Raw genomic sequence first — 15074 nt, 5'->3', positions numbered from 1 at the left:
GACGCCAGGAGAAGACTGTGCTTCTCATCGTGACTTGACATGCAACCAAATGGTTGCATATTAGGGTTCATGAATGACGATGCTGTATTCCGCGCCTTGGCCGATGCCAGCCGCCGGCAATTGCTGGACCGGCTGCATGAGCGCAGCGGCCAGACGCTGGGCGAACTTTGCCAGGGCCTCGACATGACGCGTCAGGCGGTGACCAAGCATCTCGCCATTCTGGAGGAAGCCAATCTCATTTCCTGGCTGCGCCAGGGGAGGGAGAGGCTACATTTCATCAATCCGGTGCCGATCAACGAGATCGCCGAGCGCTGGATCGGCAAGTTCGACCGCCCGCGCCTCAGCGCGCTTTCTCACCTGAAGAAGAGCCTTGAAGGAGACGACCATGACTAACCCGGCTGGCAACTCGTTCGTCTATGTTACCTACATCCGCACCACGCCCGAAAAGCTCTGGACGGCGTTGACGGATGCCGAATTCAACAAGAAATTCTGGTTCGGCACCCATCAGGAGAGCAGCTGGAAGCCGGGCTCTCCCTGGCGCCTGGTCTTCGAGGATGGCCGCACCGCCGATGCCGGCGAGATCCTCGAGGTCGAGGCCCACAAGCGCCTGGTGATCAGATGGCGCAACGAATTCCGACCGGAGCTCAGGGACGAGGGCTATTCGCGCTGCACGATGGAACTGGAACCGCTGGAAGACGCGGTGAAGCTCACCATCACCCATGGCCTTGAGGGACCCGGCGAGAAATTCGTCGAGGCCGTTTCTGGCGGCTGGCCGAAAATCCTCTCCAACCTGAAGTCCCTGCTGGAGACGGGAGAGGTGGCCTTCCGCCAGGCATATCCCGCGAACGCGAACCCACATGCGAGCACGGACATCCCCGCCCGCTCCTGAAACGGAGCGGATGAGCGGGTTATGGCATGCACCTAGCTCGACACATGCAAGAAGAGCGCGGGTCATCCTTCCCCGACTACGGGGAAGGTGGCCGAGCAAAGCGAGGTCGGAAGGGGTAGCGTGGTGCCAGCCTATCTGAAATGGGTGATATCGCGCCGCTCTCCCCCTTCCGTCACCGCTGCGCGGCGACACCTTCCCCGCAGTCGGGGAAGGATTCCTGGCGCCTTTGCTCTATATGTCCAGATGTGTGCAAGCCATAGGGATGAGCCATGAGGCGTGCAGCGCCGTTGTCCTCTGCGACCTGGACCGGACATCGTCCGGCCACCACCTCCATCGGCAGGATGGCGAGAAAGATGCCCGAGTTTCACGGGATTATCGGTGTTGCCTTCCCTTCGGGCGGATAGTGCATAGAGGCCGGGACGAAGCCGCTCTCCGCTGCCGCAGTCCGGCCTCCGATCTCCCTTTCCCTCAGCGTTCCCATGGCATCAGACCCCCCGCAAACGCCCGTTCCTCCGCGCAAGTCGCGTCTTCGTTGGTGGATCGTTCTCTTCCTGTGCCTCGGGGCGGTGGTCTATTTCGGCGGCGACTCCGTCATCGCCTACACGGATGACGCCTATGTGCAGTCCGATTTCGTGGCCATCGCGCCGGAAGTCGACGGCGTGGTCCAGTCGGTCGCGGTGACGGACAACCAGTCCGTCAAGACCGGGGACCGCCTTCTCCAGCTCGATCCGGAATCCTATCGCCTTGCATTGGCGCTCAAGCAGGACCGGGTGGCTGCCGCCGCGGCCGACGCGGACGAGAAGACAGGCGCTGCGGCCCTGACGGCGTCGCAGATCGATTCCGCCAATGCGGCGCTTCAACTCGCCCAGCAGGAATACAACCGCATCAAGCCCCTGGTGGCGGACCAGGCCCTGTCCCAGGAGGAGTTGAACCGCGCGACGGATGCCTTGCGCCGGGCGCAGGACCAACTCGCCGAGGCGCACACCCAGGCGGATGTGGCCAGGCGGCAGGTTGACCTCGCGAAGACGGCGGTCGAGACCGCCAAGGCCGAGCAGGCCATCGCCGCCTATGCCCTTTTCCGCACCGAGATCAAGGCGCCGGTAGACGGCTATGTCACCAACCTGACCTTGCGGCCCGGTGTCTATGCGAGGGTCGGCGCTCCCCTGATCGGCATCGTGGATGACAGCCGCTTCCGCATCACCGCGAATTTCAAGGAGAATGTGGCGGCGAGCCTCGCGCCGGGCAAGACGGTGTGGATCTGGCTCGACAGCCATCCCTGGCGGCTGTTCCCGGGACGTGTGCAGAGTGTCGGCCGCGGCATTGCCCGCAACGATACGCCCGGTCTCCTCCTGCCTTATGTGACGCCCACCACCAATTGGATTCGCCTTCTGCGCCGGCTGCCCGTCACCATCGTCTTCGACCCGCCAGTGCCGCCGGGCGATCTCTATATGGGAGCGGACGCGCGCGTCCTGATCATCCGGTGAGCACCTTCGAGCGGCTGGGACGGGAGATCAGGACCGAGATCGGCGCCATCTCCCTTTCCGGCGCCACGGCCGGGCTGGCGTTCCGCGCCGCCCTGGCGGGCGTGCTCGCCGTGGTGGTTGCATTGGCCGCCCATCTCGACAATCCCTACTGGGCCGGCATCACCGCCTTCGGGCTGCTGCAGCAGGACGTCGCCGCCACGCTCTCGCGGGCGCTCGACCGCGTGCTCGGCAGCATCGCCGGCGCTGTCCTCGGCTATGTGGCGGCCGCCACCGTGGCCCATCATGCCGTTTTTACCGGCCTCTGCGCGGTGATCGTCAGCTTCACGCTCTACGGCCAGGCGCGCATGGATCACAGCTATGCGGTGCTGCTCGTCGGCGTCACCGCCCTCCTCGTGATGTTCGGCTCACTCTCGACGCCGGACGCGGCCCTCGATCTCGCTGTTTATCGTGGGCTCGAGATCATCGTCGGGGTGGCGGTGGCGAGTTTCGTGGATATCATGCTCGCGCCCCAGCGGGGCGATGCGGCGAAAGGCGCCCCAAAACCGGGGATCTTCTCCAGACCGGTCGATGTGGATCAACTGGTCATCGCCATCTCGGCCGGGCTCGCCATTGCGTCGGTGCCGAGCGTATGGACCAGCCTCGAACTACCGGGCCTTGGCCAGACGCCCATCACCGCCTTCGTCATCATGATCGCCATGCGGCGCGATCCGCAATGGACTGCCGCGACGCGCGCCATTGGCTGCCTTGCGGGCGGTGCCTACGGCCTGCTGTGCCTCGGCCTCGTCGGCGATTCCCTGTTCCTCTGGCTGGGACTGCTGTTCCTCGGCCTCTATCTTTCGGGCCACGTCCTGCATCGCCAGGGCGATGCCTCCTATGCCGGCCAGCAGGCGGGCGTCGCCGCGATCATCGCCATGGTGGCAGGCGAGGCGCCCTCGGCCGACATCCTGCCGGCCATCGACCGGCTGGTGGGCATCTTCGGCGGCATCGTGCTGGTATCCCTGTTCCAGATCCTGCTCTCGCCGGCGGTGCGCTGGTGTGTTTTGCGGATTGTTCAGCCGAAGGCGTGAATGACGAAGTAACCTGGAGCGATCCTCAGGGAGCCGTCGATGAATGAGTGCTCCTGTCATCCCCGGCCGAGCCACTCGTGAGCGTAGCGAGAGAGGGCGAGGGGAAGGGGATCCAGGGGTCGAAGGGGTAGAGACTTTTGGCTCCTGGATCCCTTTCCCTCGCAGTCACAAGCAAAGCTTGTGACGTGCTCGCCGGGGATGACAGCCCAAAGTCGATCCATGTATTTCTCAGGAGCCTCCCAATCCCGCTCCCTTCCGCTACCGCCAAATAGTCTCCTTCTCCTGGCTCGGAGCGAACTCCGGCGGCACCACCACCACCGGGTTCTGCCCAGGCGTGTAATTGTCGACCAGCGCGTAGCCCTCGGCGATCAGGGCTTCGACATTCTGGCGCGTCATGGTCACGTCGAAGGGCAGGTGGGCGCCGAAGGGATCCCAGTCGGAGCAGACGGTGCTGACATGGTGCATGGCGCTGCGCGGCACCAGCAGGGAGAACTGCATCAGGCCCTCGAAGGTGGTGATCGAGTTGATGAACAGCCCACCGGGCATACGGCCATGGCTGTTGAAGTGCTCGATCAGCGCCTCCTTGGCCGCGGAGGGGCGATAGCCGCAGCACAGCACTTCCGGCTCCGTACCGAGATCGCTGGCGGCGACGGCATCGCGAAAACCGGCGAGGCGCTGTTCGGTGGCGTGTTCGCCCGGGACGCCGCCGAGGAAGAACAGGTCGCGCGGATGGGCCTTGCGCTTTTTGATCTTGCGCAGGAGGTTTTCGGTAAGGGCATAGGCGCCGCCGTAGTTGTCCGTGACCACCGAAGGCGCATCATTCCCGGGCAGGTCGATATTGATGCAGGGGATGCCGGCGGCGTGGCAGAGCGCGTTGAGAGGCGAGGTGTTGTGCACGCCCGCAAAGAACAGGAATTCGACCTGCTGGGAGAGCAGGGTGGACGTAACGTTTGCCTCCACCTCCTCTTCGCGCTGGCCGCTCACCACGATGGGGCAGAGGCCGCGCTTGCGGCTCTCGGCCTCGAAGGCTTCGGCAAGGCCGGCGAAGAAGCGGTTGCGGTAATGTGGGATGATCATGCCGGCCAGCCCCGAGCGTGAGAGGCGCAGGCCCCGCGCCTTCATGTTGACGGCATAGCCGAGCTCGCCCGCCGTCTTCAGGATGCGCTTGGCGGTTTCCTCCTTGATGCGATAGCGCGTCCAGCTGCCATTCAGCACCAGGCTGACCGTGGACGGGGAGGCGCTCGTCGCTTCGGCGATGTCGTAGATGGTGGACCGTCGCCCGCCTGCTGCCCGCGGCATTCGTTTCCTCACTCCGATACCGTAGAGCGGACAGTAAAACCCACCCTACGGGGGTGGATGCTAAATCCATTCAGTCTGCTTGACAACAAAAGCTAAATGGATTTAGCTCGCAATTCTCCGCGGGGCGACAACTCGCGGTTGCCGCTGCAGGCAAAGATAATTCATGGAGGAAATGACATGGCTTCGAGCTTCGATTCCATTCGCGCTGCCAAGATCGATCGCCGCAGATTTCTCATCGCCTCGAGCCTGGGTGCGGGCTCGCTCCTGCTGCCGGGCGTGCTCGGCGCCGCCCGGGCGTCAAAGGAAAAACCCGTCATCGGCGTGGTCGTGAAGATCGGCGGCATTCCCTGGTTCAACGCCATGGAGGCCGGCATCAAGAAGCGTTCGGCCGAACTCGGCGTCGATGCCTTCATGGTCGGGCCGACCAGCGCCGACCCGGCCCTCCAGGTCCGCGCCATCGAGGACCTCATCGCCAAGAATGTCGACGTCATCGGCGTGGTGCCCAACGATGCCGAAGTGCTGGAACCGGTGCTCGAGCGTGCCCGCAAGGCTGGCATCAAGGTCGTCACCCATGAATCGCCGAAGCAGAAGCAGGCCGATTGGGATTTCGAGCTTGCTTCGGTGCAGGGCTTCGGCGAGGCCTATGCCAAGAACCTCATCGATGCGCTTGGTGGCAAGGGTGGCTATGCGGTGTTTGTCGGCTCGCTCACCGTGCCCCTGCACAATGCCTGGGCCGATGCGGCCAACGCCTATATCAAGAAGAATGCCCCCGACATGAAGCTGATCGGCGATCGCTACGGCGTTGCCGAGGATGTCGATGCCTCCCGCTCTACCGCCCTCGATCTCATCCGCGCCCATCCCGACCTCAAGGCTTTCCTTGCCTTCGGCAGCCAGGGACCGATCGGTGCCGCGCGCGCCGTGGCCGAGCGCGGCAAGAAGGGCCAGATCCTGGTGCTCGGCCCGTTCTCGCCCGGCCAGGGCCGCAAGCTCGTGCATGACGGCGTGCTCACCGGCGGCTTCATGTGGAACCCGGAGCAGGCCGGCGAGGTTTTCGTCACCATCGGCACCATGCTGACCAAGGGCGAGGAGATCAAGGACGGCACCAAGATCGAAGGCCTCGGTGTGGTGCATCCGGATGGTCATAACCTGATCGTCGACCAGCTTGTCCAGCTCAACGACAAGACGGTCGACGACCTCGCCAAGATGGGGTTGTAATGGAGTGGCGGTCTTCAGCCCCTTTGGCCTCCCGAAGAGGCGGGATCGCCATCTTCCTTCCCCCGCTAACGCCTCGTTTCCAAGAATGGCGGTCGGAGACCGCCACTCCTATTGCACGGCCGTGAGGTTGCGATGACCACTGTGGCTGAGGCGCCTGCCCCCGCGCAGGCGCTGATTTCCCTCAGCAACATCTCCAAGCGCTTCGGCGGCGTGAAGGCGCTCCAGTCGGTGTCCTTCAACGTCATGCCTGGGGAGGTGCTCTGCCTTGCCGGCGAGAATGGCTGCGGCAAGAGCACGCTCATCAAGCTGATCAGCGGCGTCTACCAGCCCGAGCCCGGCGGGGAGATGCTGTTCGACGGCCAGCCCATGGACAATCTCAACCCGTCGAAGGCGAGGGCGCTCGGCATCCAGGTGATCTGGCAGGACCTGGCGCTCTTTCCCGAAATGGCGGTGGCGGAGAACATCGCCTTCGAGCGCAATCTCGGCGGCAAACCGAGGCTTGTGAACTATGCCGCCATGCGGGCCGATGCCCGGCGCATCCTCGATCGCCTCGGCGTCGGGCTCGACCTCGATGCGCCGGTGCGCACGCTTTCCATTGCCCAGCGCCAGATCGTGGCGATCGCCCGCGCTTTGGTCGCCGATGCCCGTCTCGTCTTCATGGACGAGCCGACCGCTTCGCTCAGCCAGGCCGAGACCGATGCGCTCCTGGTGATCGTGCGGCGCCTGGCGGCTGATGGCATCGCCGTGGTGTTCGTCAGCCATCGTCTCGCCGAGGTGCTGGATGTCTGCAGCCGCGTCACCGTGCTGCGCGATGGCCTTTATGTCGGCACCTTTCCCACCGCCGGCATGACGCAGACCCGCCTGACCGAACTGATGACCGGCAAGATCTTCGACCAGGCCGTGCAGGCACGCGACCATTCATCCGCGCCGGTGGTGCTTGAGGTCGAAAAACTCACAAGGCCGGGCGAGTATGAGGATATCAGCCTCGCCATCCGCAAGGGCGAGATCCTCGGCCTGACCGGACGCCTCGGGGCAGGGCGGACGGAGCTGGCGCTCTCTTTGTTCGGCCTTACGCGTCCGGCCGCAGGCGCCATCCGTCTCAACGGCAAGGCGCTGTCGCTACATTCCAACCGAGCCGCCATCGACGCGGGTATTTCCTATGTCTCGGAAGACCGGCTGCAACTCGGCTTGATCCAGCCGCAATCGATCGGCGACAATGCCACCATCACCGTGCTCGACCGCCTGCTCGATCTCTTCCGGCTGATCTCGCCAGCCAAGCGACGCGGCCTGATCGACGAATGGGTGCGGGCGCTCGCCATCAAGGTTTCTTCGCCCGACAATGCCGTCTCGACCCTTTCGGGCGGCAACCAGCAGCGCGTCGTCCTGTCGAAATGGCTGGCTACCAACCCGAAGCTGCTGATCCTGGATTCGCCCACGGTGGGCGTCGATGTCGGCGCCCGCGCCGGCATCTTCGCCATCATCCACAAGCTCGCACAGGAAGGCATGGCCATCCTCCTGATCTCAGATGAGATCACCGAGGTTTATTTCAACGCAGACCGCATCCTCCATATGCGCGATGGCCGCATCATCGGCGACTATGTCCCGGGCCTCGTGCCGATCGACAAGATCGAGGAGGATGTGCATGCCTGAGAACACCGCCGCGCGCGAAAAGCGCCGCTGGCTGATCGGCGGCACCGAACGCTGGCTGATGCTGGTGATCCTGGTCATGATGGCGGGCCTCGGCCTGACCACCGACACCTTCCTCACGCTGTCGAACATCTTCGACCTCATGAACACCAGCGCCGTGAGCATCATCTTCGCCGCCGGCCTGCTGGTGGTGCTGATCTCGGGCGGCATCGACATCTCCTTCGCCGTCGGCGCCTCGGTGGTGCAGTATCTCACCACGCTGACGGTCATGTATGTCGGCGGCGGCAACTGGGCGCTCGGCTTCCTCGCGGCCGGCTGCTTCGGCTTCCTGCTCGGCGCCTTCAACGCGGCGCTGATCTACCATTTCCGCATCGTCTCGATCGTGGTGACCATCGCCACCTTCAATCTCTTTTTCGGCGCGCTGATGTTCTGCACAGGCGGCGTCTCGCTCTACGACCTGCCGGACTGGCTGTCGGACCGCATCGTGCTCCTGCATCTCGACACCGCCGACGGTTCGGCTGAGCTGACCCTGCCGGTCGCCGTGATGGCTATGTGCGTTTTTCTCACATGGCTGCTGCTGCGGCGGACCACCAGCGGGCGCCAGCTCTATGCCATGGGTGACAATCCCGAGGCGGCGCGGCGCGTCGGCATCAATATCGGGGCCATGCATTATCTCGCCTTCGGGTGGCTCGGCCTGATGGCCGGCATCGCCGGGCTGATGCAGGCCCATTACGCCCAGGAGGTGGTGCCAAACGCGCTCTATGGCCGCGAACTCGACGTGCTCGCCGCCGTGGTGCTGGGCGGGGCGCGCCTCGGCGGCGGCAAGGGCACGCTGCTCGGCGCCATCCTCGGCATCTTCCTGGTGGCGATCACCGAGAACGGGCTGAACCTGCTCGGCATCAGCCCCTATGCTTTCAAGATGATCATCGGCGCCATCATCCTGATCGCCATCACGCTGTCGAGCGACGGCGTGAACAGGCTGATCGGCTCCTGGCGCAGCCCCAAAGCGCGGAGAGCGTCGGCATGAGTTCCCTTCCTGCCTCGACGGGCGGCGGCAAGTCCGGCCTGAAAGCTCTCCTCGCCAACGATGTTGTCGGCCTGCTTGGCTTCCTCCTTGTGGTCATCGTGCTGCTCGGCCTGACGACCGATCACTTTCTCTCCGACACCACCTTCGTCTCCATCGCCTTCCAGCTGCCCGAGCTCGGCCTGCTGACGCTCGCCATGCTGATGCCGATCATCTCCGGCGGCTTCAACCTGGCGGCGACCTTCACCGCCAATATCGCCGGCCTCACCATGGCCTGGGTGCTGCAGAGCTATGGCGGCGTCGATGCGGGCGTCGGCGCCTTCATCCTCGGCGTCATCGCGGCGCTGGCTGCGGGCTCCGCCGCGGGCTGGCTGATGGGCACCATCATCGCCTATACGGGCGCCCATCCCATTCTCGTCTCGCTCTCCATGATGATCTTCCTGCGCGGGCTTGGCGAGTTCCTCACCCATGGCGGCGACATTTCGGGCTTTCCCGCCTTTGTTGGCGAGATCGGCCACGGCACGCTGCTCGGCGTGCCCGCGCCGATGTGGATCCTGGTTGCCGCCGCGCTGCTCTGGCATGTGGTGATGACGCGCTCGCGCCTCGGCTTCGCCACCCGCATGATCGGCTCCAACATCGAGGCGACGCGCTACTCCGGCATCGACACCCGGCGGGCGCTGACGTTGATCTACACGCTCTCCGGCCTGATGTGCGGCATCGCCGGCGTCGTCATGCTGGCGCGCTTCAATTCGGTGCGCGTGGGCCATGGCGAATCCTATCTGCTGATCACGGTGCTTGCCTGCTTCCTCGGGCGTGTCGATCCTTTCGGTGGCTTCGGGCGCGTGATTCCCGTGGTCATCGCGCTGGTGATCCTCCAGGTCATCGCGTCCGGCCTCAATCTGCTGGGCGCCAACCAGCATCTGGCCACCGCGATGTGGGGCGCCTTCCTGCTCGTGGTCATGATCCTGCGCTGGGTCTGGGCACGGGAGTTCCTCCAGTCCCTCTTCACCAGGAAACCGACATTGTGAGGCTGGGACCCGTGCAAGACTTTAGCATTCGACTGCTGGGAGCGCGGGTGTCCCCGTTCGCTCTCCCAGGGAAATCCTCTCTCCTAACCAGAAAACTGACATTGTAAGGATTGAATCATGAAGGGCTTTGGCATTCACACCAGCCTCTGGGCACATAGCTGGACACGGGAGGCGGCGGAGCTGTCGATTGCGGAAGCAGCGAAGTACAAGCTCGCTTTCGTGGAGATCGCGCTGCTCGAACCGGCCAAGGCCGATACAGCGCACACAAGGGCGCTGCTCGAGAAGCATGAGATCGGCGCGGTCTGCTCGCTCGGCCTGCCGAACGATTCCCGCCCCACCAACAATCCGGACAAGGCGCTGGAATTCCTGACGCTGGCCCTCGACAAGACGGCCGAGATCGGCGCCAAGGCTCTCTCGGGTGTGATCTACGGCTCGATCGGCGAGCGCACCGGCAATCCGCCGACACAGGCCGAATATGATGCCGTGACCAAGGTGATGACGAAGGTCGCCGCCCATGCCCGCACGCTGGGCCTGGAGATCGGCCTGGAAGCGGTGAACCGCTACGAGAACCACATGATGAACACCACCGATCAGGTGGTCGGCATCATCGAGCGCATCGGCGCGCCCAATGTCTTCCTTCACCTCGACACCTACCACATGAATATCGAGGAGAAGGGCCAGGCCAACGGCATCCTGAAGGCCGGCGAGCATCTGAAATACATCCATCTCTCGGAGAGCGACCGCGGCGTGCCCGGCATGGGCACGATCGCCTGGGACGAGGTCTTTGCGGGCCTCGCCGGCATCGGCTTCAAGGGGGGCATGGCGATGGAAAGCTTCATCCACATGCCGCCGCAGCTTGCCTCGGCTTTGTCGGTCTGGCGTCCCGTTGCCAATTCGCGCGAGGAGATCCTGGCCGAAGGCCTGCCCTTCCTGCGCAACAAGGCCAAGCAGTATGGGCTGATCTGAGCCGCATGGATTTTCATGTCACCCCTGGCCGGCTTTCTCTGGCCAGGGAAGGGATCGAAAGGCGAGATTTAGGGGAAAGAGTTCTTCTGCCGTAGCCATTCTCCCGATATCGCGCATTGACTAAGATGGAAGCTCGAGGCATTGGCGGCGAATCTCACCCGGCAATGATAGCGGACGCGGTGACCGGCTCGCCAGATCGGCCAGCCGGTTTGGGGATCCGACGAACTCGTGATCGTCAATTGATCGCCCCTGAGACGATAATGCCCCTCATCACCTAGCCCCTCACCCATGTTCGGGCCGATTCCATCTTTCGACCACTCCATGGCCTCCATGGTTCCGTCAGCTTTGAAGGTGAAGCCTGTCGTGATCCGCTGATCTTCCGGGCTCAGGTTCTTCCGGTTCCAGACCCAACTTCCGACGATGGATTTGGTCCCTTCGGTTTTGCCCCAGGCGGTCGGCGTGGTGACAATCGACGCAGCAACACAGACAAGAATGGCGCGAAGGCGGATGGGCGCGCGCTGAGTCTCAAGTCTGGCAATGAGTGGGGTGCCCATAATGACTCTCGCGATGGTTGCATCGCGGCGAAATATGCCAGGAGGGGATAGTCAATATCGTGGCCGCAACCTGGCGAAAAAAAGCATCAGGGGCTGCAGAGCGTTTGGTGCTCCGGACCATGACGGGGAATGGCGTCTCCGTCATGCAGCCCCTGATGGGAAGTCGGGGTCCACGAGCAATTTCAATAGGGCAGGGTGAGTGACGCGTGCGTGAAAAACCGCACGTCGCGGTTGCTGGAGGGCTTTATTTTCAGGCCGGATCGCCAGGAACCGCAAAATGCTCCTGCCTCGGTGAGTCATGCTGGAAGAACGTTTCAACCTGAACGCGTTTTGCTCTATTCCACAATCACCTTGGCGCCGATGTCGGCGCGGGCGTAGAGATCGATGACATCCTCGTTGAACATGCGGATGCAGCCGGAGGAGGCCTTGGTGCCGATGGTCCAGGGCTCGCTGGTGCCGTGGATGCGGTAGAGCGTGTCCTTGCCGTTGGCATAGAGATACATCGCCCGGGCGCCAAGCGGATTGTCAGCGCCGGGCGGGATCTTGCCGGGCATGCCAGGGGCCTGGGACAGCATCTCGTCGGTGGGATACCAGAACGGCCATTCGCTCTTGCGCCGGATGTCGGCGACGCCCTTCCAGGCATAGCCCGTCTTGCCGACCGCGATGGCATAGCGCCGCGCCTTGCCGTCGCCCTCGACGAGGTAGAGCTTGCTGGCGCCGGTATCGACGATGATGGTGCCGCGGGCCTCCGTGGTGGGATACGCCACTTCTGCCACCGCGAAATCGGCCGGAAAGCGGGCACGGTTGATCAGGCGCACCGGGTAGCGCTCGCCGGAGAAGCGCGAGGCGTCGGCGACCACGGGATGGTCGTTGCCGCTATCGGTCAAGCTGCCGGTGCAGCCGCCGAGGCCGGCCATGGCGAGGCCGCAGAGGAGGAGGCAGGATATCGTGGCTTTCATGCTGCCCTCATGCCAGATAATCGGCACGAATTGAAGAAAGAAAGTTACCTTACGTAATGATGACTTCACGAATGGCGGTTGGGCGCCGGGATTGGCGCTGAAACGGCCTGACCCGATTCCCGCGATAGGGCTTGCTCCCGCTTTTCTCCCTGACGCATGATCGCGGCCCAGAGAATCTCGGGAGGATGCGGCGTGTTTTTAGGGCTTGATATCGGTACCTCGTCGGTGAAGGCGCTTCTGGCCGACGGCGAGCAGCGCGTGCTGGCCAGCCACGACGTGGCCCTCACGGTGCAGCGCCCCCATCCCGGCTTTTCCGAGCAGGCGCCCGATGCCTGGGTGGACGCCGTGATCGCGGCCGTCGATGTGCTGAAGGCCTCCCATCCGCAGGAAGTGGCTGACGTCAAGGGCATCGGCCTCTCCGGCCAGATGCATGGCGCGGTGCTGCTGGGGGCCGACCACAGGCCCCTGCGGCCAGCGATCCTGTGGAACGATGGCCGCTCCAGTGCCGAATGCGCCGAGCTCGAAGCCAAATGGCCACAATTGCGCACCGTGACCGGCAACAAGGCGATGCCGGGCTTCACGGCGCCCAAGCTTCTCTGGGTCGCCCGTCACGAGCCGGAGATCTTTGCCCGCACCAGGCTGGTCGTGCTGCCCAAGGCCTATATCCGCCTGGCGCTGACGGGGGAGGCGATCGAGGAGATGTCGGATGCGGCCGGCTCGCTCTGGCTCGATGTCGGCAAGCGCGACTGGTCGGATGCCGCCCTCGAAGCCACCGGCCTGACGCGCCGGAATATGCCGCGCCTGGTGGAAGGCTCCGCGCCCGCCGGCCAGCTCCGCGCCGATCTCGTGGCGCGCTGGGGCATGGCCAAGGCACCGGTCTTCGCCGGTGGGGCAGGGGACAATGCCGCCGGCGCCGTTGGCCTTGGCGCCATCAAGCCGGGCTCGGCCTTCGTCTCGCTCGGCACCTCCGGCGTGCTTTGGGCGACGACCGACCGCTTCCTGCCCAATCCGGACCGGGCCGTGCACGCCTTCTGCCATGCCATCCCGCAGACCTGGCACCAGATGGGCGTGATTCTCTCGGCGGCCTCGAGCCTGGCCTGGATCGCCAATGTGCTGCAGACCAGGGAGCCCGTGCTGCTGGCCCCGCTCGGCGACAAGCCGGCAGCCCCATCGCCCGTGCAGTTCCTGCCCTACCTCTCCGGCGAGCGCACGCCCCATGACGATGCCCGCATCCGCGGTGTGTTCGCCGGGCTCGCCCATGAGAACGGCCGCGACGCCATGGTGCAGGCCGTGTTGGAAGGGGTGGCCTTCGCTTTTGCCGATTGTCGCGATGCGCTGGCTGCCGCCGGCACCACCATTGCCGGCGCCGATGTGATCGGCGGCGGCTCGCGCTCGCGCTTCTGGCTGGAAGTGCTCGCCAACGTGCTGGGCTTTCCCATTCATCGCCTGGCCGATGGCGAGACCGGCGGCGCCTTCGGGGCGGCTCGCCTGGCTCGCCTGGCGGTGACCGGTGAGGATCCAGCCGTAGTGTGCACGCCGCCGCGACGGGTCGAAACCATCGAGCCGGATCCGGCGCTCGCCGCCGCCTATGTCGAGGCGCGGGCGGGCTGGCGCAGGCTTTATCCGGCCATGAGGGGGGCTACCGAATAGGTCGAGCGCAATTTTGCCGCGTTGTGCCGTAACTAATGTGCCTGGAATCAGGTCTACGGAACAGTTTGATCTTCGACAGGTGCTTATGCGTGCATTGCTTTTGGCGATCTGGCTCGGGAGCCTCGGCATCACGCCGGCCTTCGCGCAGAATGCTGCCCAGCCTTCTCCAGCGCCCACCCCGCAGGCGGCGCGGGCCGCTTCGCCGGCAAGACCCACACCCGCCGACATCAGGCTGGCCGAGACCATCGTCTTCTATTATGTGCGCAAGGATCCGACGACCCTGTTCCCGGTCTTCGCCGCGCTACGCGAACCAGGCGGATTGACGCGCACACGCCTGTCGCGGGCATCCCTGGCCGGCTTCCTGTCGATGGTCTTCCTGCAGAACCGGTCGCGCCTGGAAGGCTGGATCGGCCCCGGCGCCAACTACCCGCCGGACATGAAGTCCGTGCTGATCTTCGCGCTCTGGCAATCCGGCAATACCGATCTCATCTATCCGCTCTTTCACGAATTGCCGAACTTCGCCACCGACAAGCCGGGCAATCTCTACACGCTGACGCCACGCTCGGACGTTGAGATGGATCTGAAATGGGGCGCCTTCTTCGCGACGGGCAATCCCGGCTTCGTTGCGGCCATGGTCGATGCGCTCGACGCTGGCCGGCCACTTACGGGCAGTCGCGAACTCGATGCCGCCATCCGCAACACATCGCTGGCAGGCTTGACCCTCAACATGCGCCAGCACGAGGTGCTGGAGCGCTATATCCGCCAGCGCTCCCTCGAGGCGAGTGGAGCCTACAAGCAGGTCCTCAACGCCCTGCTGGCCTCCCGCGAGGCGGCATACAAGCCGGGGCCCGATCACGATGGCGATTTTGCCGGCACCATCGCGACCTTGCTGCTTCCTGAGAAGGACGACGCCGATGGCATGGCCATGGCAGGCCCGAATGGGCCGCACACGGCCCGCCGCGGCGACACGATCGGGGTGACCGTGCTGTTCTCCGGCATGCAACTGGCGGACGATCTCTCGGCCGACGTCAGCTACGACATCAAGGTGACGGCGCCGGACGGCAAGGTCGACCCGAATTCGAGCCAGAGCGGCGTCGCTGCCCTCAAGGACAAGATACCCGGACGCTTCAACGTGTTGGACAGCCGCTCCACCCTCAGCATCCATTTCGAGCCGGAGGACAAGCCTGGGCCGTACCGCATCGATGTGCTGCTCAAGGACAACATCGGCGGCAAGAAGGTGGCCCTCAGCCGCTCGATCGAGTTGTTGGACAAGTAGCTGGGAGCGCGGACGT

14 protein-coding genes are annotated in these 15074 nt (G+C 64.5%); 11 read left to right on the top strand and 3 right to left on the bottom strand.

Annotated features, from left to right (window positions below; genetic code table 11):
• The first annotated feature begins 69 nt into the window (after positions 1-69).
• The 4 genes from QQL24_RS12450 to QQL24_RS12435 all read left to right on the top strand — a co-directional run bounded on the left by QQL24_RS12450 (position 70) and on the right by QQL24_RS12435 (position 3440).
• Entirely contained in the window at positions 70-393 is a 324-nt protein-coding gene (locus QQL24_RS12450; RefSeq protein ID WP_284312402.1) for an ArsR/SmtB family transcription factor, read from the top strand.
• Positions 386-889: an SRPBCC family protein gene (locus QQL24_RS12445; protein ID WP_284312401.1), complete on the top strand. Its 504-nt coding sequence runs from the start codon at positions 386-388 to the stop codon at positions 887-889. The genes QQL24_RS12450 and QQL24_RS12445 overlap by 8 nt, the downstream gene beginning before the upstream one ends.
• A gap of 479 nt (positions 890-1368) precedes the next feature.
• On the top strand, positions 1369-2373 hold the full coding sequence (locus tag QQL24_RS12440; protein ID WP_284312400.1) for an HlyD family secretion protein: 1005 nt from the start codon (positions 1369-1371) through the stop codon (positions 2371-2373).
• The gene (locus tag QQL24_RS12435; RefSeq protein WP_284312399.1) at positions 2370-3440 is read left to right on the top strand and encodes an FUSC family protein; all 1071 of its coding nucleotides are present in this window, start codon (positions 2370-2372) and stop codon (positions 3438-3440) included. The genes QQL24_RS12440 and QQL24_RS12435 overlap by 4 nt, the downstream gene beginning before the upstream one ends.
• 258 nt (positions 3441-3698) lie before the next feature.
• Here QQL24_RS12435 and QQL24_RS12430 read toward each other — a convergent pair whose 3' ends face one another.
• Positions 3699-4739: a substrate-binding domain-containing protein gene (locus QQL24_RS12430; protein ID WP_284312398.1), complete on the bottom strand. Its 1041-nt coding sequence runs from the start codon at positions 4737-4739 to the stop codon at positions 3699-3701.
• A gap of 177 nt (positions 4740-4916) precedes the next feature.
• On the opposite strand from QQL24_RS12430, the gene QQL24_RS12425 reads away from it, so the two are divergent.
• From QQL24_RS12425 to QQL24_RS12405, 5 genes are all read left to right on the top strand, one after another.
• Positions 4917-5954 carry a substrate-binding domain-containing protein gene (locus tag QQL24_RS12425; protein ID WP_284312395.1) on the top strand — a complete coding sequence of 346 codons (1038 nt, stop codon included), beginning with the start codon at positions 4917-4919 and terminating at the stop codon, positions 5952-5954.
• Between the two features lie 132 nt (positions 5955-6086).
• Positions 6087-7604 carry a sugar ABC transporter ATP-binding protein gene (locus QQL24_RS12420; protein WP_284312394.1) on the top strand — a complete coding sequence of 506 codons (1518 nt, stop codon included), beginning with the start codon at positions 6087-6089 and terminating at the stop codon, positions 7602-7604.
• Positions 7597-8628: an ABC transporter permease gene (locus QQL24_RS12415; RefSeq protein WP_431310679.1), complete on the top strand. Its 1032-nt coding sequence runs from the start codon at positions 7597-7599 to the stop codon at positions 8626-8628. Before QQL24_RS12420 ends, QQL24_RS12415 begins: the two co-directional genes overlap by 8 nt.
• The gene (locus tag QQL24_RS12410; protein ID WP_284312392.1) at positions 8625-9653 is read left to right on the top strand and encodes an ABC transporter permease; all 1029 of its coding nucleotides are present in this window, start codon (positions 8625-8627) and stop codon (positions 9651-9653) included. Before QQL24_RS12415 ends, QQL24_RS12410 begins: the two co-directional genes overlap by 4 nt.
• Positions 9654-9770: 117 nt before the next feature.
• Entirely contained in the window at positions 9771-10619 is an 849-nt protein-coding gene (locus QQL24_RS12405; RefSeq protein ID WP_284312390.1) for a sugar phosphate isomerase/epimerase family protein, read from the top strand.
• 68 nt (positions 10620-10687) lie between these two features.
• Here the strand turns inward: QQL24_RS12405 and QQL24_RS12400 are convergent, their stop codons facing one another.
• Positions 10688-11173, bottom strand: coding sequence for a lipocalin-like domain-containing protein (locus tag QQL24_RS12400; RefSeq protein WP_284312388.1), 486 nt, complete (start codon positions 11171-11173; stop codon positions 10688-10690).
• Between the two features lie 335 nt (positions 11174-11508).
• Positions 11509-12132 (bottom strand): L,D-transpeptidase, encoded by a 624-nt coding sequence (locus QQL24_RS12395; RefSeq protein WP_284312387.1) that lies wholly within the window; start codon positions 12130-12132, stop codon positions 11509-11511.
• Positions 12133-12324: 192 nt separating this feature from the next.
• Here QQL24_RS12395 and xylB point away from each other — a divergent pair, with 192 nt between their 5' ends.
• Both xylB and QQL24_RS12385 read left to right on the top strand, forming a co-directional pair.
• Positions 12325-13782: a xylulokinase gene (xylB, locus tag QQL24_RS12390; protein ID WP_284312386.1), complete on the top strand. Its 1458-nt coding sequence runs from the start codon at positions 12325-12327 to the stop codon at positions 13780-13782.
• Between the two features lie 85 nt (positions 13783-13867).
• Positions 13868-15058 (top strand): hypothetical protein, encoded by a 1191-nt coding sequence (locus tag QQL24_RS12385; RefSeq protein WP_284312385.1) that lies wholly within the window; start codon positions 13868-13870, stop codon positions 15056-15058.
• Positions 15059-15074 lie beyond the last annotated feature (16 nt).

This window comes from Labrys miyagiensis (assembly GCF_030160835.1).
Classification (GTDB): Bacteria; Pseudomonadota; Alphaproteobacteria; order Rhizobiales; family Labraceae; genus Labrys; species Labrys miyagiensis.
This window is presented reverse-complemented; position numbering and strand designations above follow the sequence as displayed.

Excerpts from the sequence above, each read along its gene's own strand:
- QQL24_RS12400 (WP_284312388.1), bottom strand. The coding sequence starts at position 11,173 with ATGGGCACCCCACTCATTGCCAGACTTGAGACTCAGCGCGCGCCCATC.
- QQL24_RS12385 (WP_284312385.1), top strand. The coding sequence starts at position 13,868 with ATGCGTGCATTGCTTTTGGCGATCTGGCTCGGGAGCCTCGGCATCACG.
- QQL24_RS12420 (WP_284312394.1), top strand. The coding sequence starts at position 6,087 with ATGACCACTGTGGCTGAGGCGCCTGCCCCCGCGCAGGCGCTGATTTCC.
- QQL24_RS12415 (WP_431310679.1), top strand. The coding sequence starts at position 7,597 with ATGCCTGAGAACACCGCCGCGCGCGAAAAGCGCCGCTGGCTGATCGGC.
- QQL24_RS12445 (WP_284312401.1), top strand. The coding sequence starts at position 386 with ATGACTAACCCGGCTGGCAACTCGTTCGTCTATGTTACCTACATCCGC.
- QQL24_RS12410 (WP_284312392.1), top strand. The coding sequence starts at position 8,625 with ATGAGTTCCCTTCCTGCCTCGACGGGCGGCGGCAAGTCCGGCCTGAAA.
- QQL24_RS12425 (WP_284312395.1), top strand. The coding sequence starts at position 4,917 with ATGGCTTCGAGCTTCGATTCCATTCGCGCTGCCAAGATCGATCGCCGC.
- QQL24_RS12450 (WP_284312402.1), top strand. The coding sequence starts at position 70 with ATGAATGACGATGCTGTATTCCGCGCCTTGGCCGATGCCAGCCGCCGG.
- QQL24_RS12430 (WP_284312398.1), bottom strand. The coding sequence starts at position 4,739 with ATGCCGCGGGCAGCAGGCGGGCGACGGTCCACCATCTACGACATCGCC.
- QQL24_RS12395 (WP_284312387.1), bottom strand. The coding sequence starts at position 12,132 with ATGAAAGCCACGATATCCTGCCTCCTCCTCTGCGGCCTCGCCATGGCC.
- QQL24_RS12440 (WP_284312400.1), top strand. The coding sequence starts at position 1,369 with ATGGCATCAGACCCCCCGCAAACGCCCGTTCCTCCGCGCAAGTCGCGT.
- QQL24_RS12405 (WP_284312390.1), top strand. The coding sequence starts at position 9,771 with ATGAAGGGCTTTGGCATTCACACCAGCCTCTGGGCACATAGCTGGACA.